This is a genomic window from Pseudomonas sp. GD03875 (assembly GCF_029840585.1).
Lineage (GTDB): Bacteria > Pseudomonadota > Gammaproteobacteria > Pseudomonadales > Pseudomonadaceae > Aquipseudomonas > Aquipseudomonas paralcaligenes.
Window position 1 is genome coordinate 176,213 of sequence record NZ_JAOCCV010000001.1, and the last position, 23,728, is coordinate 199,940.

Genomic DNA, 23,728 nt, shown 5'->3' on the forward strand with positions numbered 1-23,728 from the left:
GCCCGGAATTCCACGCGGCTTTGCTATCATCTGGCACTTTTCCGCACGCTTCCCCCAGGTAGTCCCCATGTCCGACCGCAGCGCCCGCCTCCAGGCTCTTTCGCAAGCCCTGAAAGAACGCATCCTGATCCTCGACGGCGGCATGGGCACCATGATCCAGAGCTACAAGCTGGAGGAGGCCGACTACCGTGGCGAGCGCTTCGCCGACTGGCCGCAGGACGTCAAGGGCAACAACGACCTGCTGATTCTCAGCCGCCCGGACGTGATCGGCGCGATCGAGAAGGCCTACCTGGATGCCGGCGCGGACATCCTGGAAACCAACACCTTCAACGCCACCCAGGTGTCCCAGGCCGACTACGGCATGGAAAGCCTGGTGTACGAGCTGAACGTCGAGGGCGCGCGCCTGGCGCGTCAGGTGGCCGATGCCAAGACCCTGGAGACCCCGGACCGGCCGCGTTTCGTCGCCGGCGTGCTGGGCCCGACCAGCCGCACCTGCTCGATCTCCCCGGACGTCAACGACCCCGGCTACCGCAACGTCACCTTCGACGAACTGGTGGAGAACTACACCGAGGCGACCAAGGGCCTGATCGAGGGCGGCGCCGATCTGATCCTGATCGAGACCATCTTCGATACCTTAAACGCCAAGGCGGCGATCTTCGCCGTGCAGGGGGTGTTCGAGGAGATCGGCATCGAGCTGCCGATCATGATCTCCGGCACCATCACCGACGCCTCCGGCCGTACCCTGTCCGGGCAGACCACCGAGGCCTTCTGGAACTCGGTAGCCCACGCCAAGCCGATCTCCGTGGGCCTCAACTGCGCCCTTGGCGCCGCCGACCTGCGCCCGTACCTGGCCGAACTCGCGGCCAAGGCCGGCACCCATGTGTCCGCCCACCCCAACGCCGGCCTGCCCAACGCCTTCGGCGAATACGACGAGCAGCCCCACGAGACGGCGGCGGTCATCGAGGAATTCGCCCAGAGCGGTTTCCTCAACATCATCGGCGGTTGCTGCGGCACCACTCCGGCGCACATCCAGGCCATCGCCGAGGCCGTGGCCAAGTACCCGCCGCGCGCCATCCCGGAGATTCCCAAGGCCTGCCGCCTGTCCGGCCTGGAGCCGTTCACCATCGACCGCAGCTCGCTGTTCGTGAACGTCGGCGAGCGCACCAACATCACCGGCTCGGCCAGGTTCGCCCGGCTGATCCGCGAGGAGAACTACACCGAGGCCCTGGAAGTCGCCCTGCAGCAGGTGGAAGCCGGCGCCCAGGTGATCGACATCAACATGGACGAGGGCATGCTCGACTCCAAGGCGGCCATGGTCCGGTTCCTCAACCTGATCGCCGGCGAGCCGGACATCTCCCGCGTGCCGATCATGATCGACTCCTCCAAGTGGGAGGTGATCGAGGCCGGCCTCAAGTGCATCCAGGGCAAGGGCATCGTCAACTCGATCTCCATGAAGGAAGGCGTCGAGCAGTTCAAGCACCATGCCCGCCTGTGCAAGCGCTACGGCGCCGCCGTGGTGGTGATGGCCTTCGACGAGGTCGGCCAGGCCGACACCCAGGCGCGCAAGGAAGAAATCTGTCAGCGCAGCTACGACATCCTGGTCAACGAGGTGGGCTTCCCGCCGGAAGACATCATCTTCGACGCCAACATCTTCGCCGTCGCCACCGGCATCGAGGAACACAACAACTACGCGGTCGACTTCATCAACGCCTGCGCCTACATCCGTGACCACCTGCCCTACGCATTGAGTTCCGGCGGCGTGTCCAACGTGTCCTTCTCGTTCCGCGGCAACAACCCGGTGCGCGAGGCGATCCACTCGGTGTTCCTCTATTACGCGATCCAGAACGGCCTCTCCATGGGCATCGTCAACGCCGGCCAGCTGGAGATCTACGACGAGATCCCGAAGGAGCTGCGCGACCGGGTCGAGGACGTCATCCTCAACCGCACGCCGGAAGGCACCGAGGCGCTGCTGGCCATCGCCGACAAGTACAGGGGCGACGGCGCCGCCAAGGAAGTGGAAGACGAGGCCTGGCGCGCCCTGCCGGTGGACAAGCGCCTGGAGCATGCCCTGGTCAAGGGCATCACCGCCTTCATCGTCGAAGACACCGAGGAATGCCGCCAGCAGTGCGCGCGCCCCATCGAGGTCATCGAGGGCCCGCTGATGAGCGGCATGAACGTGGTCGGCGACCTGTTCGGCTCGGGCAAGATGTTCCTGCCCCAGGTGGTCAAGTCCGCCCGGGTGATGAAGCAGGCCGTGGCCCACCTGATCCCCTTCATCGAGGCCGAGAAGGGCGACAAGCCCGAGGCCAAGGGCAAGATCCTCATGGCCACGGTCAAGGGCGACGTGCACGACATCGGCAAGAACATCGTCGGCGTGGTGCTCGGCTGCAACGGCTACGACATCGTCGACCTCGGCGTGATGGTGCCGGCGGAGAAGATCCTGCAGACGGCGATTGCCGAGAAGTGCGACATCATCGGCCTGTCCGGGCTGATCACCCCGTCGCTCGACGAGATGGTCCACGTCGCCCGCGAGATGCAGCGCCAGGGCTTCACCCTGCCGCTGATGATCGGCGGCGCCACCACCTCCAAGGCCCACACGGCGGTGAAGATCGAACCCAAGTACCAGAACGACGCGGTCATCTACGTCACCGACGCCTCGCGCGCCGTGGGTGTGGCCACCCAGCTGCTGTCGAAGGAACTGAAGGCCGGATTCGTCGAGAAGACCCGAGAAGAGTACGTGGTGGTGCGCGAGCGCACCTCGGCCCGCGCCTCGCGCACCGAGCGCCTGGCCTACGACAAGGCCATCGCCAACAAGCCGCAGTTCGACTGGAGCGCCTACCAGGCCGTGCCGCCGACCTTCACCGGGGTCAGGGTGCTGGACGACATCGACCTCAGGGTGCTGGCCGAATACATCGACTGGACACCGTTCTTCATCTCCTGGGACCTGGCCGGCAAGTACCCGCGCATCCTCACCGACGAAGTGGTCGGCGAGGCCGCCACCGTGCTGTTCGCCGATGCGCAGGCCCTGCTGAACAAGCTGATCGACGAGAAGCTGATCAGCGCCCGCGCGATCTTCGGCTTCTGGCCGGCCAACCAGATCGACCACGACGACATCGAGGTCTACGGCGACGACGGCCAGCCGCTGGCCACCCTGCACCACCTGCGCCAGCAGACCATCAAGCCCGACGGCAAGCCGAACCTGTCCCTGGCCGACTTCGTCGCGCCGAAGGACAGCGGCGTGACCGACTACATCGGCGGCTTCATCACCACCGCCGGCATCGGTGCCGAGGAAGTGGCCAAGGCCTACCAGGACGCCGGCGACGACTACAACTCGATCATGGTCAAGGCACTGGCCGACCGCCTCGCCGAAGCCTGCGCCGAGTGGCTGCACGAACAGGTGCGCAAGCAGTACTGGGGCTACCAGCCGGACGAGCACCTGAGCAACGAGGAACTGATCAAGGAAGCCTACAAGGGCATCCGCCCGGCACCCGGCTACCCGGCCTGCCCGGACCACACCGAGAAGAAGACCCTGTTCGCCCTGCTCGACCCCGAGGCCGAGTTCGACAAGGCCGGCCGCAGCGGCGTGTTCCTCACCGAGCACTACGCCATGTTCCCCGCCGCCGCCGTGTCCGGCTGGTACTTCGCCCACCCCGAGACGCAGTACTTCGCGGTCGGCAAGGTCGACCAGGATCAGGTGGAAAGCTACACCACCCGCAAACGCCAGGATCTGGCCGTGACCGAGCGCTGGCTGGCGCCGAACCTGGGTTACGACAGCTGAAGGCCCCCACCATGGACGTCAAGGCCAGACTGATTCGCCTCAAGCCCGACACCGGCGCTCTGGTCGCCGACTGGCAGGAACGTATCCTCCAGCTCAAGGAACAGGCCATCGAGTCCATCCGCAACGAGGGCATCGAGGTCGAGTCCTGGTTCCAGGTGCAGATCGCCGGCGAGCACTACCTGCTCGCCTACATCCGCTGCCAGGACATCGAGCGGGCCCAGGCGATCGGCGCCCAGTCCAGCCTGGAGGTGGACGCCGTGCACCGGCAGTTCAAGCGCGACACCTGGGACAGCGAAGGCATGATCGACTGCGAGCTGCTGGTGGACCTGCAGGCATGATCGGCACGAGCCGCCCCGGCGACGAATGACACCACTCGAACTCCTCGCCTCCGCCCTGGGCGTCACCGCCGTCTGGCTGACGGTGCGCCAGAACAGCATGTGCTGGCCCATCGGCCTGCTCATGGTGCTGCTCTACGCCTGGTTCTTCTTCGATGCCCGCCTCTACTCGCTGGTGCTGCTGCACGGCGTGTTCGCCGCCATGCAGCTGTACGGCTGGTGGCAATGGCGCCAGGGCGTGGACGAGAGCGGCCGGCGCCCGGTCAGCAACGCCAGCCGAGGCGAAGCGCTGATCGGGCTGGGCGCGGCCGTGCTGATCGGCCTGCTGCTGGGGCTGGTCATGGATCGCTTCACCGAGGCCGTCCACCCTTGGCCGGACGCGTTCCTGACCGCCTTCAGCCTGCTGGCCCAGCTGTGGATGGCGCTCAAGCGCTGGCAGTGCTGGCTGCTGTGGATCGTGGTCGACGTGCTCTACGTCGGCTTCTTCGCCCTTCAGGACTACTGGCTGACCGCCGGACTGTACGGCGTGTTCACCGCCCTGGCCGTGCTCGGCCTGCGCGAATGGCGGGCCGCCCGGTGAAGGTGGTGGTGCTGACCGGCCCCGAGTCCAGCGGCAAGAGCTTTCTCGCACAGCGCCTGCAACAGCGCTTTGGCGGCCTGGTGGTCGGCGAGTACGTGCGCCACTTCATCGAACGCGAGCGACGCGACACCTGCCTCGCGGACATCCCCGCCATCGCCCGCGGCCAGCTGGGCTGGGAAGATGCCGCCCGCGCCCGCGAGCCGGCGCTGCTGATCCTCGACACCCACCTGCTGAGCAACATCCTGTGGAGCCGGACCCTGTTCGGCGACTGCCCGGCCTGGCTGGAGCCGGAGCTGCTGGCCCGCCGCTACGACCTGCACCTGCTGCTGTCGCCGCTGGGCGTCGACTGGCAGGGCGACGCCCAGCGCTGCCAGCCCGACCTGGCCGACCGCCTGCGCTTCCACCGGCACTGCGGCGACTGGCTGCGCCAGCACGACCAGGCCTGCGTCGATGTCGGCGGCGACTGGGCGCAGCGCGAGCGCCAGGTTCTCGAACAGGTCGCGCGGCTGATCGACTGAAACAGCGGGAACCTGCCCTACACTGCGGGTTATCGAACACCTTGCCCACCAGACGCCGCAGGAAGCCCATGTCGCCCATCACCTACATCCGCCGCCACCCCTCCGCCGGCCTGCTGTTCGTCCAGCTGCTCGGCGTGCTGCTGTATCCCTGGATGGAAGACACCCAGATCGGCCGGGCGCTGTTCGGCGCGTTCGGCGTGCTGGTCCTGGGCATGGCGCTGCACGTGGTCAAGCGCAGCCCGGCGCAGGCCTGGGTAGCCGGGGTGCTGGCCGTGCTGGTGGTGGGCCTGACCCTGCTCGACGTGGTCACGGCCAGCCTGCTGCTGGAGGCGCTGATCTCGGTGCTGGAGGCGGCCTTCTACTTCTACGCCACGGCCAGCCTGATCGCCTACATGAGCGCCGACCTGCACGCCAGCACCGACGAGCTGTACGCCGTCGGCGCCACCTTCACCCTGCTCGCCTGGGCCTTCGCCCACCTCTACACCTTCTGCCAGCTGCTGGTGCCCGGCAGCTTCGGCGCGGCCATCGAGCCCGAGGCGGCGCGCACCTGGATGGAGCTGCTGTACCTCAGTTTCACCACCCTCTCCGGCGTCGGCCTGAGCGACATCACGCCACTCACCCCGGTGGCCCGCTCGCTGGTGATGATCGAGCAGTTCGCCGGGGTCATGTACCTCGCCCTGGTGGTGTCGCGGCTGATCGCCATGACCGTGGCCAAGCGCTGAAAAAACTCGAACTCAGCAAGGAGCGCGCCGCTCCAAAAACCAGGGAGCCAGTCCGGCTCATGCGATGGAGCGACACTATGTACAAGCGCACTCTGGCAGCACTGGGCGTGGTCACCGTGATCACCGGCTGTTCCACCGTGGAAAACCCGGCCGACTACGTGACCTACCGCGACGAACCACTGGTCCAGGACATCCGCGACGGCATGACCAAGGAACAGGTCCGCACCCTCGGCGGCCCGCCCTCCTCGGAAGTGGACAACACCGTCACGCCCGGCACCTGCAACAACTACGTCCTTAACGTGGACGGCAAGGAACAGCCCTACTACGTGACCTTCGACGTCAACGACCGGGTCGAGGGCAAGGGCTTCATGACCTGCGAGCAGCACCAGAAGAACAAGCGACGCATCTGAACCACGGCAGGGTGCGCCGCGCGCACCGCTGCCCCTGATCACCAACGCCGATGGCGACAAGCCGTCGGCGCTCCGCTCAGGCGAACTCTTTCCAGAAATCCGCCGGCCGCCCGCAGTAGGCGAGAAGCTCGGCGATATCGGCCTTCAGCGTGTCGACGACCCTGGCCCTGGCCTCCTCGCTCCACCGTATCGGTTTCGTGAAGGGGCGACGCAGCCCCAGGCGGCGAAACAGCTTGTCCTGGGTCGGAATGGGTATGCTCGCGATCTTGAAGCCGGTACGCCCGTGGGTGCGCAGGTAGCGCAACAGTCGGGTGTCATAGAGCTTCTCCTCTCCGGCATTCAGCTGCGTAGTGCTCGCCACGGCATTGACGAAGCCGCTGTCGACGCCGAGGAACTCGTAGCATTGCCCGAGCACGCGCTGCGGTTCTTGCTGCAGGTCTTCGAGGAAGACCACCAGAATCTGATCGTCGCGGAAATGACGCCGATAGTTCTGCAGACGCTGCCAGTAGCGGGAATCATCCAGCAGGGCCGGCAAGGCGGTCATCGCGGCGGCGATGCCAAAGGGCGTGTTGATCGCATAGCTCGGGCCGCTGTGGTGATGTTCGCGGTAGCTCGACTCGATGCGCTTTAGGGGGTTACGCACGCTGAAGATCAGCTTCATCTCCGAATTGTGTTCACGCAGCCGGGTGCTGACGAGCTTCTCGAACTCAACGGTGCTGTACAGCTGAGAGCCCTCCCCCAGCAGCTGACCAGGCGCAGCAGGGGCGAACAGCCCTTCGTAGAAGGGACGGTGCTCGGACAGGTCCTCATTGACGAAGTAATTGGGCTCCTTGATCTCCGGAATGAAGATTTCCGGATGCTCGCCCAACAGATAGCAAAGCGTCGTGGTTCCGCACTTGCTGATGCCCGGGACCAGAAAGTCGACCTTCACGCCCTGATGAATTCCTTGCCCATCAGCCATTGTTCAAGGCTGTCGCCGCGGCCAGCACCTCATCCACATGCCCCGGCACCTTCACGCCACGCCATTCGCGGCGCAGCACGCCGTCGGCGTCGATCAGGAAGGTGCTGCGGTCGATGCCCAGGTACTCCTTGCCGTACAGCTTCTTCAGCTTGATCACGTCGAACAGCTGGCAGAGCGCCTCGTCCTTGTCGCTGATCAGCTCGAAGGGGAACTCCTGCTTGCACTTGAAGTTCTCGTGGGACTTGATGCCGTCGCGCGACACGCCGAAGACCGCGGTATTGGCCGCCTGGAACTGCGGATAGCGGTCACGGAAGCCCTGCCCCTCGGTGGTGCAGCCCGGGGTGCTGTCCTTGGGATAGAAATAGATCACCACCTGGCGGCCCTTGAGCGCGGCCAGGGAAACCTGCTGGCCGCCGGTGGCGGCGGCGTTGAAGTCGGCGACCGGCTGGTCGAGGGAAACGGCCATGTTTCGGCTCCTTTTATTAAGGATTCTGCGGGCGCCAGGGCTCGATCAGCGCATCCAGGTTCAGGGCGTCGGCGAAGTCGAGGAACTGGTCGCGCAGCCAGCTGATCTGGGTGCCCGGCGGCAGGGTCACGGTCAGAGTGGCGTTGAGCAGCGTGCCGCCGGTCTGCGGCGCCTGGTAGGTGTCGCAGGTGATGTTCTCCAGCTCCACGCGGTGATCGCTGAAGAACTGGCACAGCTCGTTGAGGATGTCCGGACGATAGGCGCAGCTGACGTAGGCCACGTAGGGCAGCGAGTTGGGGCGCGCCTCGAGGGCGCCGCTGCGGATCATGTTGACGCTGAAGCCATGGCGCTTGGCCAGCGCCGGCAAGGCGCCTTCGAGGCGGGCCAGGGCATCCCAGCTGCCGCTGATTTGGAGGGTCAGCGAGCTGTACTCGCCGTGACGGGTGAGACGGCTGCTGACAACGCCACAACGGTTTTCCTGGCTGGCCCGGCAGAGCACGCTGGTCAGCTCCATGGGGTTGGGGCCGAGGGCACTGATGACAAGGAATTGTTCGCGAACCTGAGGGGTGGACATGCAGCTTTCCTGAAACGAAGGGTCCCGGCGCAACGGGCGCCAGAGCAAAGGCAGAAGGGTAGCGAAAAGCGCCGCCCAGGGGAATGCCGGCCGGGCCTCCGCTCGCTTGTGCAACACCAGTGGCGCCAGTACCATTACCGCTCTTTTTTCCGGCAGGAGCGGTTTGCATGATTTCGGGCAGTATGGTGGCACTGGTCACGCCCATGGACGCACAAGGCGGTCTGGACTGGGCCGGGCTGAGCAAACTGGTCGACTTTCACCTGCAGGAAGGCACCAACGCCATAGTCGCCGTCGGCACTACCGGCGAATCCGCCACCCTGGACGTCGACGAGCACGTCGAAGTCATCCGCCGAGTGGTCGACCAGGTCGCCGGCCGCATCCCGGTCATCGCCGGCACCGGCGCCAACAGCACCCGCGAAGCCATCGAGCTGACCCAGAACGCCAAGAGCGTCGGCGCCGACGCCTGCCTGCTGGTCACCCCCTACTACAACAAGCCGACCCAGGAAGGCCTGTACCAGCACTTCCGCCACATCGCCGAGAGCGTGGCGATTCCCCAGATTCTCTACAACGTGCCCGGCCGCACCGCCTGCGACATGCTGCCGGAAACCGTCGAGCGCCTGTCCAAGGTGGCCAACATCATCGGCATCAAGGAAGCCACCGGCGACCTGCAGCGCGGCCAGGAAATCCTAGACCGCGTCAGCTCCGACTTCCTCGTCTACTCCGGCGACGACCCCACCGCCGTCGAACTGATGCTGATCGGCGGCAAGGGCAATATCTCGGTGACTGCCAACGTCGCCCCGCGCGCCATGGCCGACCTGTGCGCCGCCGCTATGAACGGCGATGCCGCCGCCGCGCGCGCCATCAACGAGCGCCTGATGCCGCTGCACAAGAACCTGTTCATCGAATCCAACCCGATTCCGGTGAAGTGGGCCCTGCACGAGATGGGCCTGATGCAGGACGGCATCCGCCTGCCGCTGACCTGGCTCAGCCCGCGTTGTCACGAACCGCTGCGTCAGGCCATGCGCCAGTCCGGCGTCCTGGCTTAATCGAGGAATACTTGCGCATGAAGCGACTGGCTGGACTCTCCGCCCTTGCCCTGATCATCTCCAGCACCAGCGGTTGTGGCTGGCTGTGGGGCGACGAAGGCTACTTCCGTGACCGCTCCACCGACTACCTGGAAGCGCGCCGCACCGCGCCGATGCAGGTGCCGCCGAACGTCGAGGCCAAGCGCCTCGACCCGCTGCTGCCGATACCGGCGCACGTGGCCGACAGCAACGCCAACCCGCGGGAATTCGAAGTTCCCCGGCCGCAGGCGCTCGGCGCCACCGGCGAAGCCAGCGAATTCAGCCTGCAGAAGAGCGGCGACTCGCGCTGGCTGGTCGCCCAGCGCGCGCCGTCGGAAGTCTGGCCGGTGGCCCGCTCCTACTTCGAGAACAGCGGTTTCCGCATCGCCGAAGAACGCGCCCAGACCGGTGAGTTCATCACCGAATGGCAAGGCGCCAAGGACCTGACCCCCTCCATGGGTCGCCGCCTGGGCAGCCTGATGAGCGACAGCGACAACCAGGTCCGGGTGCGCGTGCGCATCGAGCCCGGCGTGGTGCGCAACACCAGCGAAGTATTCGTGGTCAGTGCCGAGCGCGAGGAAGGCAGCCGCGCCGACGTGGCTTTCCCGGCCCGCACCGGCAACGCCGGCCTCGAAGCCTCGCTGCTCGACGGCATGCTCGCCGACCTCAGCAGCAGCGCGGAACACGGTTCCGTCTCCCTGCTGGCCGCTCGTAACTACGATGCCCCCAGCCGCGTGACCCTGTCCCAGGACGGCGCCGGCAACCCGGTGCTCAACCTCAGCACCGACTTCGACCGCGCCTGGTCGAGCATCGGCCGCGCCCTGGAACTGAGCAACGTGCGCGTGGAAGACATCAACCGCAGCCTGGGCGTGTACTACGTCAACCTGGCCGAAGGCGCGAACAAGCCCAAGGAAGAGAAGGGCTTCATCAGCGGCCTGTTCGGCAGCGAGCCGAGCCAGGAAGAGATCGACGCCCGCGCCGAACGCTACCAGGTACGCCTGACCAGCAACGCCGGCGGTGACGTGCAGGTAACCGTGGAGAAGGACATCAACACCGCGGCCCCCGAAGACGTGGCCCGCCGCGTGCTGACCCTGATCCAGGGCAACCTCGGCTGACCCCCGGCCCGGCCTGGCCGGGCCCGCAGCGAAAACCGATAGGCGAAACCCCGCGGGTTTCGCCTGTTTCGTTTGAACCAGGCGGAAATTCGACATGAACACTCCCACCACCCTGAGCCTGAAGAAGATCTACTCCGGCAAGGTCCGCGACCTCTACGAGATCGACGACAAGCGCATGCTGATGGTCGCCACCGATCGTCTGTCGGCCTTCGACGTGATCCTCGAAGAACCCATCCCGGAGAAAGGCAAGATCCTCACCGCCATCTCCAACTTCTGGTTCGATAAGCTCAAAGGACTGGTGCCCAACCACTTCACCGGCGACAAAGTGGAAGACGTGGTGTCGGCCACCGAACTGCCGCTGGTGGACGGCCGCGCCGTGGTCGCCAAGCGTCTCAAGCCGGTGGCCGTGGAGGCCATCGTGCGCGGCTACATCGTCGGCTCCGGCTGGAAGGAATACCAGAAGAGCGGCACCGTGTGCGGCATCCAGCTGCCGGCCGGGCTGAAGGAAGCGGCGAAACTGCCGCAGCCGATCTTCACTCCCTCGACCAAGGCCGCCGTCGGCGACCACGACGAGAACATCAGCTTCGAACAGTGCGAAGCCATCATCGGCGCCGAACTGGCCGCCAAGGTGCGCGACACCGCCATCGCCCTGTACAGCGCGGCAGTCGAATATGCGGCTACCCGCGGCATCATCATCGCCGACACCAAGTTCGAATTCGGCCTGGATGAAGACGGCACCCTGACCCTGATGGACGAGGTGCTCACCCCCGACTCCAGCCGCTTCTGGCCGGCCGATAGCTACGCCGAGGGCAGCAACCCGCCGAGCTTCGACAAGCAGTTCGTACGCGACTGGCTGGAGTCCACCGGCTGGAACAAACAGCCCCCCGCCCCTACCGTGCCCACCGACGTCGCCCAGAAGACCGCCGACAAGTACCGCGAGGCACTGACCCGCCTGACCAGCTGAACGAACCGGTCGGGTTTTAGAAGGGCTATGTCCCCGTTACGTGTTGCAGACGCTACAGCTGCCTGCCCCTGGATTCCCGCCTGCGCGGGAATGACGGTTCCGGAAGCAATTCCACTCCTACCTCGTCATCCCCGCGCAGGCGGGGATCCAGAAGGGGTGTCAGGGCACTACAGCATCTAACGGGTACATATTTCATGGCTATGTCCCCGTTAGTTGTTGCACGCCTTGTGGGAGCGGATTTATCCGCGAATTTCGCGGCCAATCGGAATGCCGCCCTGCCGCTCCCACAAGAGCAAATTGCGCCGCCAACACGTAACGGGTACATAGCCTTTAGAAAAGGGAGCTGCGGCTCCCTTTTTCATGGGCAATCGCAAGCGCCTGATCGGACAAGAAAAATCGCTGGACTAAAGCCACTCAACTGGTATCATGCGCACCGCTTTGGGAAGATGCCGGAGTGGTCGAACGGGACGGATTCGAAATCCGTTGTGTCAGCAATGGCACCTAGGGTTCAAATCCCTATCTTCCCGCCATATCCAAAGCCTAAGCCCCTGAAATTCATAGAGTTTCGGGGGCTTTTGCTATCTACGGCACGCAAGGTGTCGAAAGCTCATTCGTGCCCCTGCACCTTGGCGCGACGAGCGGCGAACTCAGCTTCAACGTCATCATTGGATCGGCCCCGACCGGCCTGCACTGATACTCTGGCAACAGCCTTAACTCTGCACAAACTCATCATCGACCGAGCAAGTGCTAATCAGCTGCGAGACGGAAAGCACCGGGCAAACAAGGACGATATCGGCGCAATCGTGAATCTATCAGTCCAAAGTAGCCTTCAAGAACATGTGCAACCGCTACAAGCCAGCCTGTCGCGCCGAGAGTGATTTTATGCCATAGCGCAGGTAGAGCCAGCATAGTCGGCCCAAGCTAGTGGAGCGGACAATTTTGAACCACTAGCTAGGGCCGTCACGGCGCTTAGTTGATGCACTTAAGCGCAATACCGCGATTGCAAGCAGCACAAGCCCTACGGGGCCAAAAGCACTAACAACCCTAAACCATAGGGGCCACTGACCATCAAGCGATGGATGCACTGGCGCATAAGTTAAAATGCCCATGCCGGCAACCATCAATACTACGCTACCCGCAATAACCATCGAATTAATGAGGTCGCGCTGCCGCTTCAAAGAAATAGCTGCAGCCAGCAAAACAACTCCTGCTATCAGGTTAAGGATTAGCTCAGGACTCATTATAGCTCCTAACATTTGATCAAGGGACGAGCTTTAGCCCGCCCCTGCTAGCGAAGTGGGCACTTTGAGCGCATTGTTAGAGGGCATAACACCGCGACTTCAGCAGGTGGATGCAAATCAGCATTGGAATGACTACACCAATGGCTGTGTTGACACTCATTACACCAACTGCGCCTACCATACTTATGGTGAAGGGCTGCCCAACTATGCCGATGCACAGATAGCACCACAAGCTTATTATTGGATACATCGCAAAACACATAGCACCTGCTGCCGGGGCAAAACAAAACCAAACCAGCCTACCCCCAAGCTTATAGCTTTTATCTGATAGAAAAATGCAGCCTTTGTACTTTTTATACGAACATCCGATGCCAAAATAATAATCTCTGAAGATTAGACTAACGGACGTCAAAAAGCGTAGCTTCTGGGCGCCCAACGAATGGAGTGAGCGATAGTCAAGCGTGCCGCTAGGCGCTTGGCTTCACATAGGCGCCGTACATATGTTCCATATATTTTTCAAACTCCATACCCTGCTGATATTCCAGAATGATGAGTCTACGACTTGTAGGCTATAGCACTCAATCCCATTTATTAGCCCCGAAAAACAACCATCAACCGTTTGATGAATGCCAGCGTAAAGCTGCCAGAACTCTAGGTTTTTTTAAACGGACTGGCTCGGTTGAGATTTTCAATTTCCAGGTCCCTTTCTCCAAGGCACCAATCAACTTGAATTTCCCATTCTTCGACTGCGAAGAATTTTTCGATATCACATTTGAACGCAACCATATCGAATAACTCTTCGTTATCGCCGTGCTGTCGGATCGAAATCATAAGACCTAAAGCTTGGTTAAGGGGAGGGTTTTATTCGGCCCCGAGTGAACGAAGCGAGAGACATGAACCGCTTGTTAGATCTGAAATATATAGATTCGTTATTAGCTCTGCTTTTTATGACTTAAGGTCAGCAGAAGCAATATGCAAGCAAGGATGGCTACAATAAAGCTTTGCAGCCAACCCTCGAATATTCGCGGCCATATATCCATAGTTCTTGAAGCTTCAATTATTGCTTCTAGCTTTGATACGCCTCGACCTTCTTGCACAAGCATTTCTTGAAATGATGACGAGGCAAAGTAGAGAATTTGGAATGCGGCCACTGCAGCCGATATTATCAATGCTTTTAGAGTATTTACAGTACTTGGCATGTTTGACTCCTTTACCTGACTGCTATCAGACGACATTCTTGCCGTATAAAATCCCATTAAATTTCGGACAACATATCCACATGACACGTCAAGAGCCTGTCATCCACACATATCTAGAAAATAAAGCGCGATACCAGCAGAGCGAAAAGCGACTCTAAGTTAGCCCAAAGGAAAACAAGCCACTGAGGCTATAAAGCAGCGCGAAGACTGTCTAGAGGCTGTGTCGAAAAAATGCCGAAACCACAGCAGAACATAGCGGCAAAATTCGGCTCCGCTTCGGCCATGAGGCCAGAAAAGCTGGGATTTGCGTAACATTGCGGAGCCCCGAAAAGGGTTCAATCGCTATATCTCATGCGAGGGCAGCCCCTGCACTACCGTGAAACACCATGGGACCTGAGGCCATGAAGTACCTTGAGAATCTGTCGGTAACCTAGCAGCAGCCACAACGCCACAAGGATCTGGACCAAGGTAGCGATGATGTTTGCGATATCTTCCGTGGCAAGCGCCCCGTCTGCCCAATCATTGTGCGCGGCAGCCGTCAGAATGATGGTCCAGTAGCCGGCATCTGCCAGAGCCGAGGCGAACAGCCAGAGACCGATCAGCGTGCATCCGACGTCGAGCGCGGTGGCGCCGTTGGCGGATATGGGAGTGCCTGGGCTCTCCATCACAGGTAACAACTTCGTTGCGATGGACGAGGGGAAGAACCAGAGCAGCACTGCTGCCACGAGAGGTACGGCGGCCGTAAGGGCTATGCCCCATATGAGATCGCTGATCGGAATGTCAAAAGGCGCACCAATAGCCTGCGCAGCGAACCTGAGCGCCGTTATCGCAAGGAAGATGGCAAACAGGCGAATCGCGACTACGACGATATCTTCTCGTGACATGGCGTGGTCTCCCTCTATTCCAATGCCTGATACTTCATGCTTGGTGGGCCTCATGCCCTTCTGGCAGGGGCTCGGCATAAACCTTTACCTTGTATCTGGCCTGAAGTACCTGGATGACTTTCTGCACATGTGGACCAGATGATGGGGCTTTGACCTGATGCTTCATCGAGGTGAACGTATCGATGGCCACTTTTCCCTCTTGCTCATGAATCCAGAACCATGAGTCGCCTTGCAGGCCGGATTCGAGTCGTTGGAAATAGCCAGACAAGTGCATTTTCAGCTCGTTGTGGAAATCGCTGTAGCTTTCCGGATAGTCCATTTCGGCAAATATCATCGAGGGGCTCCCACCCTACGGCAACTGTCGAAGGTTAACCGGGCGGGGTCAAACATGAACAGGCCTCGGTCCCATGCCTAAGGCAGCACATATAAAGTAGAGGAACGAGAACCGAGCAACCGCCTTGCATGCGTCTCCGAGTGGGGTAAGCTCGTGTCACTCCCTTCTCAACAGGACGCCCTCATGCTCCGTCTCTCCGCTTTCGCCGCCGGCCTTCTGCTGTCCGCCGGTGCCTTCGCCCTCTCCCTTTCCGAGCTGACCCAGAGCGATGCCAGCGGCGGGCTCAAGGATGCCCTGACCCAGGGCGCTCAGGTCGCTGTCCAGCAACTCGGCAAGCCGGGCGGCTTCAGCAATAACGAAGCGGTGCGCATCGAGCTGCCGGGCAAGCTGGGCAAGGCCGCCAAGACCATGAAGAAGATGGGCATGGGCGCTCAGGTCGAGGAACTGGAGGCCGGCATGAACAAGGCGGCCGAGGCCGCCGTGCCAGAGGCCCAGGCAATTCTGGTGGATGCAGTGAAGAAGATGACCCTGACCGATGCCAAGGGCATCCTGGCCGGTGGCGAAGATTCGGCCACACGCTACCTGGACAAGAGCAGCCGCGAGCAGATCCGCGCCAAGTTCCTGCCCATCGTCAAGCAGGCCACCGACAAGGTCGGTCTCGCCCAGCAGTACAACAGCTTCGCCGGCCAGGCCGCCGCCTTGGGTGTGGTCGATGCGAAGAGCGCCAATGTCGAGAACTATGTGACGGAGCAGGCGCTGGACGGCCTGTTCAAGATGATCGCCGAGCAGGAGGCCAGCCTGCGCCAGAATCCGGCCGGCGCGGCCACCGGCCTGGCGAAGAAGGTGTTCGGCGCCCTGTAAGCCGCCTCACCGGAAAAGCAAAAGCCCGGCGATAGGCCGGGCTTTTTTGTGGCCGGGCTTGTGGCCCTGCCGGGTGCCGACATAAGCCGGCTCGGAGGAATGACGCGTCGTACCGGGCGGATAACCCCCACGGTGGGTGTACGGCACGCGGTGCGCGGTGAACGACCACCGCCCCCTGGGTCGGGGTCATGAGCGACGCCCGGTGTTGCCGGCATCGCCAGGCTCGATAACCGATCCGGCGAAACCTTCAGCCGCACCCTCCTCGCATCGCTGCCCGGAAGGTACGGCCGGCGATCAGCCGATGGTCATCAGGCTGGCGTTGCCTCCTGCGGCCGCGGTATTCACGCTGAGGGCGTGCTCGATCAGCAGGCGCTCCAGCGGAATGTCGGTTTCGCCCTTGTTCAGGCCGTGCACGCTGACGATGGCGCCCTGGCACCGGGCAGCCTGCTGGCTGACTTCGCGCAACTGGTCGGAGTCGCCGTGGTGCAGGATGGCGTCGAACTCGGCGTCCTGGCTGGTCCAGTCGGCCACGGTGGCGATGTGCTTCTGCACTTCCTTCGGCAGCTTGCCGAGCAGCTCACGCTGGCTCTCCGGCAGCAGCGCCTGGCTGCCCACCGCCAGGGTGGCCGCCAGTTGCGCCAGCAGGTCGGCGCGCTCCTCGGCCAGGCACAGCACGCGCTCCCGCGGCAACAGCGAGTAGGTGTTGCGCTCGCCGGTCGGGCCGTTCAGCACATGACTGGTATAGCTCTGCGACAGCCGGGCGTACTGCTCGAACAGCGCGGCAGCGGCCGGCTCCTGCTTGGCGGCCCACTCGGCGAACGCCGCACGTGCCTTGTCCAGTTCGTCCGGCGCGGCGACGCGCTGCACCTGATCGCCATCGAGCTGGCGGGCCACGGCGTCCTGCGGGCGGGTCGACAGCAGGCGGTACAGGTACAGTGGACCACCGGCTTTCGGACCGGTGCCGGACAGGCCCTCGCCGCCGAACGGCTGCACGCCGACCACGGCGCCGACGATGTTGCGGTTGACGTAGAGGTTGCCGACCTTGGCGGTATCCACCACCTGGGCGATGGTCTCGTCGATGCGGGTGTGCACGCCGAGAGTCAGGCCGTAGCCGCTGTCGTTGATCTGCTGCAGCAGGTTGCCCAGTTCGGCGCGCGGGTAGCGCACCAGGTGCAGGACCGGGCCGAAGATTTCGCGCTGCATCTCGTCGAAGCTGTCCAGTTCGATCAGGGTCGGCAGCACGAAGGTGCCGCGCTTGATCTCGTCGCCATCGGCGCGGGCGGCCTGGAACACCTTGCGGCCCTTCTCGCGCATCTTCTCGATGTGCGCCTCGATGCCGGCCTTGGCCTCGGCGTCGATCACCGGACCGATATCGGTGCACAGCCGCTCCGGCGAGCCGATGCGGTACTCGGCCATGGCGCCCTTGAGCATTTCCACCACGCGGTCGGCCACGTCCTCCTGTACGCACAGCACGCGCAGCGCGGAGCAGCGCTGGCCGGCGCTGTCGAAGGCGGAACTGACCACATCGATCACTACCTGCTCGGCCAACGCCGAGGAGTCGACGATCATGGCGTTGAGGCCACCGGTCTCGGCGATCAGGGGGATGGTGCGGCCCTGGGCGTCCAGGCGGCCGGCGATGTTGCGCGCGAGGATGCCGGCCACCTCAGTGGAGCCGGTGAACATCACGCCGCGCACGCGCTCGTCGCCCACCAGACGGGCACCGACCGTCTCGCCGCGACCCGGCAGCAGCTGCACGGCACCGCCGGGCACGCCGGCCTCCAGCAGGATGCGCACGGCTTGGGCGGCGATCAGCGGGGTCTGCTCGGCCGGCTTGGCCAGCACGGTGTTGCCGGCGGCCAGCGCCGCGGCCACCTGACCGCTGAAGATCGCCAGCGGGAAGTTCCACGGGCTGATGCACACCACCGGGCCCAGCGGACGGTGGCTGTCGTTGCCGAAGCCGCGCGCCTGGGCGGCGTAGTAGCGGAGGAAGTCCACCGCCTCACGCACTTCGGCGATGGCGTTGGCGAAGGTCTTGCCGGATTCGCGCACCAGCAGCCCCATGAGCTGCTGGATCTCACCTTCCATGCGATCGGCGGCGCGCTCCAGCACGGCGGCGCGCTCGGCGGGCAGGGTCGACTGCCAGATCTGGCCGCTGGCCTGGGCACAGAGGATCGCGCTCTTCACGTCGGCCTCGCTGGCTTCGTGCACGTGGCCGACCAGGTCACGGTGATCGGCCGGGTTGCGTACCGGCTCGGCCGGGCCGGGGTTCGGCGTGTCGCAACCGAGGATCGGCGCGGCGACGTAGGCGGTGTTGGTGGACGACAGCAGCGCCGAGGACAGCGAGCCCAGGCGGTGCTCGTTGGCCAGGTCGATGCCTTCGGAGTTCAGGCGCGCCTCGCCGTACAGGTCACGCGGCAGCGGGATGCGCGGGTGCGGCAGGCCCAGGGCGCCTTCCTGGGAGGCCATGCGCTCGACCTGCTCGACCGGGTCCAGCACCAGCTCCTTCAGGGAAATGCTCTGGTCGGCGATGCGGTTGACGAAGCTGGTGTTGGCGCCGTTCTCCAGCAGGCGGCGGACCAGGTAGGCCAGCAGCGTCTCGTGGCTGCCGACAGGCGCGTAGATGCGGCACGGACGGTTGAACTTGCCGTCGGCGACCTTGCCCACCACCTGTTCGTACAGCGGCTCGCCCATGCCGTGCAGGCACTGGAACTCGTACTGGCCCGGGTAGTAGTTCTGCCCGGCGATCTGGTAGATGGCCGACAGCGAGTGGGCGTTGTGGGTGGCGAACTGCGGGTAGATGGCCTCCGGCACCGCCAGCAGCTTGCGCGCGCAGGCGATGTAGGAGATGTCAGTGTACGGCTTGCGGGTGTACACCGGGTAGCCTTCCAGGCCGTCGACCTGGGCGCGCTTGATCTCGCTGTCCCAGTAGGCGCCCTTGACCAGGCGGATCATCAGGCGGTGGCGGCTGCGCTTGGCCAGGTCGATGACGTAGTCGATCACGTACGGGCAGCGCTTCTGGTAGGCCTGGATGACGAAGCCGATGCCGTTCCAGCCGGCCAGTTCTGGCGCGAAGCACAGGCGTTCGAGCAGGTCGAGGGAGATTTCCAGGCGGTCGGCTTCCTCGGCGTCGATGTTGAGGCCGATGTCGTACTGCTTGGCCAGTTTGGTCAGGTCCAGCAGGATCGGGTACAGCTCGTCCATCACCCGATCGTACTGGGCGCGGCTGTAGCGCGGGTGCAGGGCGGACAGCTTGATCGAGATGCCAGGCCCCTCGTAGATGCCGCGGCCGTGGGAGGCCTTGCCGATGGCGTGGATGGCCTGCTCGTAGGAAGCCAGGTAGCGCTTGGCATCCTCCTCGGTCAGCGCGGCCTCGCCGAGCATGTCGTAGGAATAGCGGAAGCCCTTGCTCTCCATGGTGGCGGCGTTGGCCAGGGCCTCGCCGATGGTTTCGCCGGTAACGAACTGCTCGCCCATCAGGCGCATGGCCATGTCCACGCCCTTGCGGATCACCGGCTCGCCGCTCTTGCCGATCAGGCGATTGAGCGAGGACGACAGGCCGGCCTCGTTGTGGGTGGACACCAGCTTGCCGGTGATCAGCAGACCCCAGGAAGCGGCGTTGACGAACATCGACGGGCTCTGGCCCAGGTGCTGGCTCCAGTTGCCGTTGGCGATCTTGTCGCGGATCAGGGCGTCGCGGGTGGCCTTGTCCGGGATGCGCAGCAGCGCCTCGGCCAGGCACATCAGCGCCACGCCTTCCTGGGAGGACAGGGAGAACTCCTGCAGCAGGCCCTGCACCAGGCCCTGGCGGCCACCGGTGTTCTTCTGGTTGCGCAGCTTCTCGGCGATGCCCAGCGCCATCTTCTGGGTGGCCTCGGCCTGCTCCCTGGGCAGGCGCGCCTGCTCCAGCAGCACCGGCAGCGCGTCGGTTTCCGGCCGGCGGTAGGCGCCGGTGATGGCGGCGCGCAGCACCGACTGGGGCAGGATGCTCTCGGCGAAATCGAGGAACACCTGCAGGCCCTGCTCGGTCAGCGACTCCACCGCTTCTTCGCCCGCGGCCGCCGCCAGGCCGGAATGCTCGGCGGGCGTCAGGCCACCCTCGACCTGCTCTAGGTAGTTGAAGATCGCCTGCTTGATCAGCCAGTGCGGAGTGCGGTCGAGTTGCTGGGCGGCCTGCTTGAGGCGTTCGCGAGTGGCGTCGTCGAGTTTCACGCCGAGGGTGGTGGTGGCCATCGGTTTTCCTGTCTGAGTGGGGCGCGTTGACGCGCGTGCGCCGAAGATTAAACCTCCAGAGGACAAAGGTGCAACCTGGTGCAACCTTCGTCTATAGCGAGAGGCACAACCAGTGCAACCTGACGCTTGCACTGCGCTACAGACAACCTTAGCCCCACCTCGCCGACCTGCCTCCCGAACCGATGACCGTGGTGCAACGAAAAAGCCCGGCGCGGGCCGTGATGCTGTCCACATGGTCGGACGCGATCAGCTGTTGTGAGCTCAGCCCCGTGGGAGCGGACTTGTCCGCGAACAGGACCGACAACAAAGCTTCGCGGCCAAGGCCGCTCCCACAGAAGCGGCACGCAACGGCCTCAAGGACCATAGCCTTCAGTGAACAGCATCACAGCCCAAGCCGGGCTTCTTCCATTCGCAGCGCCTAGCGCTGCACCTCCTTGACCCTGAACCAGGCCGCGTACAGCGCCGGCAGGAACAGCAGGGTCAATGCCGTGGCGACGATCAGGCCACCCATGATGGCCACAGCCATCGGTCCGAAGAACACGCTGCGCGACAGCGGGATCATCGCCAGCACCGCCGCCAGGGCAGTCAGCACGATGGGCCGGAAGCGCCGCACCGTGGCCTCGATGATGGCGTGCCAGCGGTCGTGCCCGGCAGCGATGTCCTGCTCGATCTGGTCCACCAGGATCACCGAGTTGCGCATGATCATCCCGGACAGGGCGATGGTGCCGAGCATGGCGACAAAGCCGAACGGCTGCTGGAACACCAGCAGGAACAGGGTCACCCCGATCAGGCCCAGCGGCGCGGTGAGGAACACCATGGCCGCCCGCGACATGCTCTTGAGCTGCAGCATCAGCAGGGTCAGCACCACCAGGATGAACAGGGGGATGCCGGCGTTCACCGACTTCTGTCCACGCGAGGAGTCCTCGACCGTGCCGCCCACTTCCAGCAGGTAGCCGCTGGGCAGTTCGGCGCGGATGGATTCGAGGGTCGGCAGGATTTCCTTGGTCAGGCTGGCCGGCTGCTCGTGGCCATAGATGTCGCCATAAACGGTGACGGTCGGCAGGCGGCCGCGACGCCAGATCACGCCCTCCTCGAAGCCATACTCCAGGGTGGCGATCTGCGACAGCGCCACGCTCTTGCCGTTGCTGGTCGGCACGGCCAGGCTCGGCAGCTGCTCCAGCGACTGGCGCTCGCGCACGGTGCCGCGCAGGAGGATCTCGATCAGCTCGTTGTCCTCGCGGAACAGGCTGACGCTGGAGCCGGTCAGCGAACTCTCCAGGAAACGGGACAGGTCGGCGCTGGTCACGCCCAGGGCGCGGGCGCGATCCTGATCGATGTCCAGGTAGATCACCTTGCTCGGCTCCTCCCAGTTCAGGTGCACGTTCGAGACCTTGGGGTTCTCCCGTACCTTGGCCGCCACCTGGCGGGCGATGTCGCGTACTTCCTCGATGTGCTCGCCGCTGACCCGCAGCTGGATCGGGAAGCCGACCGGCGGGCCGTTCTCCAGGCGCGAGACGCGGGTACGAGCGAAGGGGAAGTCCTCGTTCATCACGTCGATCAGCCAGCCGCGCACCTTCTCGCGGTCCTCGATGCTCTTGGCCAGGATCACGAACTGGGCGAAGCGCGTGGCCGGCAGCTGCTGGTCCAGCGGCAGGTAGAAACGCGGCGAACCGGTGCCAACGTAGGCCACGTAGTTGTCGATGCCGGGGTGGTCCTTGAGCCTGGCCTCCAGGCGCTTGACCTGTTCCTCGGTGGCCTTGAGCGACGAGCCCTCGGTGAGCTTGATGTCGACCATCAACTCCAGGCGGCCCGAGGCCGGGAAGAACTGCTGCGGCACGAAACGGAACAGCACGATGGAGGCAACGAACAGCGCCACGGTCACCAGGATCACCGTCTTGCGCCGGCGCACGCACCACTCCACCACTTCGCGCACGGTCTGGTAGAAGGTGGTGGAGTACGGATCGTGGCCATCCGGATTGCCGCCATGCTTCTTCGCGTGCAGCTTGGCCAGGTCCGGCAGCAGCCGGTCGCCCAGGTAGGGCACGAAGACCACGGCCGCGATCCACGACACCACCAGCGCGATGGTCACCACCTGGAAGATCGAGCGGGTGTACTCGCCGGTGCCGGACTGGGCGGTGGCGATGGGCAGGAAGCCGGCCGCGGTGATCAGGGTGCCGGTGAGCATCGGGAAGGCCGTGCTGGTCCAGGCGAAGCTGGCCGCCCTGATCCGGTCGTAGCCCTGCTCCATCTTGATCGCCATCATCTCCACCGCGATGATCGCGTCATCCACCAGCAGGCCCAGCGCCAGCACCAGCGCGCCCAGGGAAATCTTGTGCAGGCCGATGTTCAGGTAGTACATCGCCGCGAAGGTCATGGCCAGCACCAGCGGGATGGACAGCGCCACCACCAGGCCGGTGCGGATGCCGAGGGAGAAGAAGCTGACCAGCAGCACGATGATCAGCGCCTCGGCCAGCACGCGCACGAACTCGCCCACGCCGGTCTTCACCGCCGCAGGCTGGTCGGACACCTTGTGCAGCTCCATGCCCACGGGCAGCGTCTCCTGCATGCGGGCGAACTCGCGCTGCAGGGTCTCGCCCAGGGCGAGGATGTCGCCGCCCTGCTTCATCGACACGGCGATGCCGATGGCGTCGCGACCCATGAAGCGCATGCGCGGCGCGGGCGGATCGTTGAAGCCGCGATGCACCTCGGCCACGTCACCGATGCGGAAGGTCCTGTCGCCGACGCGAATGGGGAAGTCGCGGATCTGCTCCACGGTCTCGAAGCGGCCGGACACACGCAGCGGCACGCGGTCGGTCGGTGCCTCGAAGAAACCGGAGTAACTGATCGCGTTCTGCTCGTCCAGCGCCTGCTGTACGGCGGCCAGCGGCAGGCCCAGGGTGGCCAGCTTGACGTTGGACAGCTCGATCCAGATCTTCTCGTCCTGCAGGCCGATCAGCTCGACCTTGCCCACGTCCTTGACCCGCTGCAACTGCAGCTGCAGGCGGTCGGCGTAGTCCTTCATCACGGCATAGTCGAAGCCCTCTCCGGTCAGCGCGTAGATATTGCCGAAGGTGGTGCCGAACTCGTCGTTGAAGAACGGGCCGCGGATGCCCGGCGGCAGGGTGTGGCGAATGTCGCTGACCTTCTTGCGGATCTGGTACCAGAGCTCGGGAATATCCTTGGAATGCATGGAGTCGCGGGCCATGAAGGTGACCACCGACTCGCCGGGCCGCGAATAGGAGTTCACGAACTCGTACTCACCGGTCTCCATCACCTTCTTCTCGATGCGCTCGGTGATCTGCCGGGAAACCTCCTCGGCGGTGGCGCCCGGCCAGTCGACCCGGATCACCATGGCCTTGAAGGTGAAGGGCGGGTCCTCGCTCTGGCCCAGCTTGGTGTAGGACAGCGCGCCGATCACCGCCAGCACCAGCATAAAGTAACGCACGACGCTGCGGTTGCGCAGCGCCCATTCGGACAGGTTGAAGGACATGG

General features: G+C 64.0%; 19 protein-coding genes and 1 tRNA gene. 11 read left to right on the plus strand and 9 right to left on the minus strand.

The genetic code is table 11. From position 1 onward, the window contains the following. Window positions 1–67 precede the first annotated feature (67 nt). The 6 genes from metH to osmE all read left to right on the plus strand — a co-directional run bounded on the left by metH (window position 68) and on the right by osmE (window position 6,343). Window positions 68–3,778: a methionine synthase gene (metH, locus tag N5D30_RS00825; protein ID WP_279907243.1), complete on the plus strand. Its 3,711-nt coding sequence runs from the start codon at window positions 68–70 to the stop codon at window positions 3,776–3,778. Window positions 3,779–3,789: 11 nt separating this feature from the next. Then, on the plus strand, window positions 3,790–4,116 hold the full coding sequence (locus N5D30_RS00830) for a DUF6176 family protein (protein WP_279907244.1): 327 nt from the start codon (window positions 3,790–3,792) through the stop codon (window positions 4,114–4,116). A 25-nt stretch (window positions 4,117–4,141) separates the two neighbouring features. Continuing rightward, entirely contained in the window at window positions 4,142–4,693 is a 552-nt protein-coding gene (gene pnuC / locus N5D30_RS00835; protein WP_279907245.1) for a nicotinamide riboside transporter PnuC, read from the plus strand. Then, the gene (locus N5D30_RS00840) at window positions 4,690–5,211 is read left to right on the plus strand and encodes an AAA family ATPase (RefSeq protein WP_279907350.1); all 522 of its coding nucleotides are present in this window, start codon (window positions 4,690–4,692) and stop codon (window positions 5,209–5,211) included. Before pnuC ends, N5D30_RS00840 begins: the two co-directional genes overlap by 4 nt. Before the next feature lie 68 nt (window positions 5,212–5,279). Next, window positions 5,280–5,933, plus strand: coding sequence for a potassium channel family protein (locus N5D30_RS00845; protein WP_279905570.1), 654 nt, complete (start codon window positions 5,280–5,282; stop codon window positions 5,931–5,933). A 77-nt stretch (window positions 5,934–6,010) separates the two neighbouring features. Then, complete coding sequence (gene osmE, locus N5D30_RS00850) at window positions 6,011–6,343, plus strand: osmotically-inducible lipoprotein OsmE (protein ID WP_279907246.1); 333 nt, start codon at window positions 6,011–6,013, stop codon at window positions 6,341–6,343. Between the two features lie 76 nt (window positions 6,344–6,419). On the opposite strand, the gene N5D30_RS00855 is transcribed toward osmE, so the two are convergent. From N5D30_RS00855 to N5D30_RS00865, 3 genes are read right to left on the minus strand one after another with little or no spacing between them, the layout of a single operon-like run. Next, window positions 6,420–7,274, minus strand: a complete 855-nt coding sequence (locus tag N5D30_RS00855; RefSeq protein WP_279907247.1) for a sulfotransferase domain-containing protein — start codon at window positions 7,272–7,274, stop codon at window positions 6,420–6,422. Between the two features lie 22 nt (window positions 7,275–7,296). Continuing rightward, entirely contained in the window at window positions 7,297–7,770 is a 474-nt protein-coding gene (locus N5D30_RS00860) for a peroxiredoxin (RefSeq protein ID WP_279907248.1), read from the minus strand. A 16-nt stretch (window positions 7,771–7,786) separates the two neighbouring features. Continuing rightward, window positions 7,787–8,344, minus strand: coding sequence for a glycine cleavage system protein R (locus N5D30_RS00865; RefSeq protein ID WP_220813620.1), 558 nt, complete (start codon window positions 8,342–8,344; stop codon window positions 7,787–7,789). 167 nt (window positions 8,345–8,511) lie between these two features. Between N5D30_RS00865 and dapA the strand changes: the two genes are divergently transcribed. The 4 genes from dapA to N5D30_RS00885 all read left to right on the plus strand — a co-directional run bounded on the left by dapA (window position 8,512) and on the right by N5D30_RS00885 (window position 12,017). After that, window positions 8,512–9,390, plus strand: coding sequence for a 4-hydroxy-tetrahydrodipicolinate synthase (dapA, locus tag N5D30_RS00870; protein ID WP_279907249.1), 879 nt, complete (start codon window positions 8,512–8,514; stop codon window positions 9,388–9,390). Window positions 9,391–9,407: 17 nt separating this feature from the next. Next, window positions 9,408–10,523, plus strand: coding sequence for an outer membrane protein assembly factor BamC (gene bamC / locus N5D30_RS00875; protein ID WP_220813622.1), 1,116 nt, complete (start codon window positions 9,408–9,410; stop codon window positions 10,521–10,523). A gap of 94 nt (window positions 10,524–10,617) precedes the next feature. Further along, the gene (locus N5D30_RS00880) at window positions 10,618–11,487 is read left to right on the plus strand and encodes a phosphoribosylaminoimidazolesuccinocarboxamide synthase (protein ID WP_279907250.1); all 870 of its coding nucleotides are present in this window, start codon (window positions 10,618–10,620) and stop codon (window positions 11,485–11,487) included. A 440-nt stretch (window positions 11,488–11,927) separates the two neighbouring features. Then, window positions 11,928–12,017: transfer RNA gene (locus N5D30_RS00885), tRNA-Ser, on the plus strand. Between the two features lie 417 nt (window positions 12,018–12,434). On the opposite strand, the gene N5D30_RS00890 is transcribed toward N5D30_RS00885, so the two are convergent. The 4 genes from N5D30_RS00890 to N5D30_RS00905 all read right to left on the minus strand — a co-directional run bounded on the left by N5D30_RS00890 (window position 12,435) and on the right by N5D30_RS00905 (window position 15,145). Further along, window positions 12,435–12,728: a hypothetical protein gene (locus N5D30_RS00890; protein ID WP_279907251.1), complete on the minus strand. Its 294-nt coding sequence runs from the start codon at window positions 12,726–12,728 to the stop codon at window positions 12,435–12,437. 932 nt (window positions 12,729–13,660) lie between these two features. Then, entirely contained in the window at window positions 13,661–13,927 is a 267-nt protein-coding gene (locus tag N5D30_RS00895; RefSeq protein WP_279907252.1) for a hypothetical protein, read from the minus strand. Window positions 13,928–14,298: 371 nt separating this feature from the next. After that, complete coding sequence (locus N5D30_RS00900; RefSeq protein WP_279907253.1) at window positions 14,299–14,811, minus strand: hypothetical protein; 513 nt, start codon at window positions 14,809–14,811, stop codon at window positions 14,299–14,301. Between the two features lie 34 nt (window positions 14,812–14,845). Beyond that, window positions 14,846–15,145 (minus strand): hypothetical protein, encoded by a 300-nt coding sequence (locus tag N5D30_RS00905; protein WP_279907254.1) that lies wholly within the window; start codon window positions 15,143–15,145, stop codon window positions 14,846–14,848. A gap of 183 nt (window positions 15,146–15,328) precedes the next feature. Here N5D30_RS00905 and N5D30_RS00910 point away from each other — a divergent pair, with 183 nt between their 5' ends. Beyond that, window positions 15,329–16,006 carry a DUF4197 domain-containing protein gene (locus tag N5D30_RS00910; protein ID WP_279907255.1) on the plus strand — a complete coding sequence of 226 codons (678 nt, stop codon included), beginning with the start codon at window positions 15,329–15,331 and terminating at the stop codon, window positions 16,004–16,006. Between the two features lie 294 nt (window positions 16,007–16,300). Here the strand turns inward: N5D30_RS00910 and putA are convergent, their stop codons facing one another. Both putA and N5D30_RS00920 read right to left on the minus strand, forming a co-directional pair. Then, a complete protein-coding gene (gene putA / locus N5D30_RS00915; protein WP_279907256.1) occupies window positions 16,301–20,236 on the minus strand; it encodes a trifunctional transcriptional regulator/proline dehydrogenase/L-glutamate gamma-semialdehyde dehydrogenase in 3,936 nt (1,311 codons plus the stop codon). A 418-nt stretch (window positions 20,237–20,654) separates the two neighbouring features. After that, entirely contained in the window at window positions 20,655–23,726 is a 3,072-nt protein-coding gene (locus N5D30_RS00920; protein WP_279905584.1) for an efflux RND transporter permease subunit, read from the minus strand. Window positions 23,727–23,728: the final 2 nt, after the last annotated feature.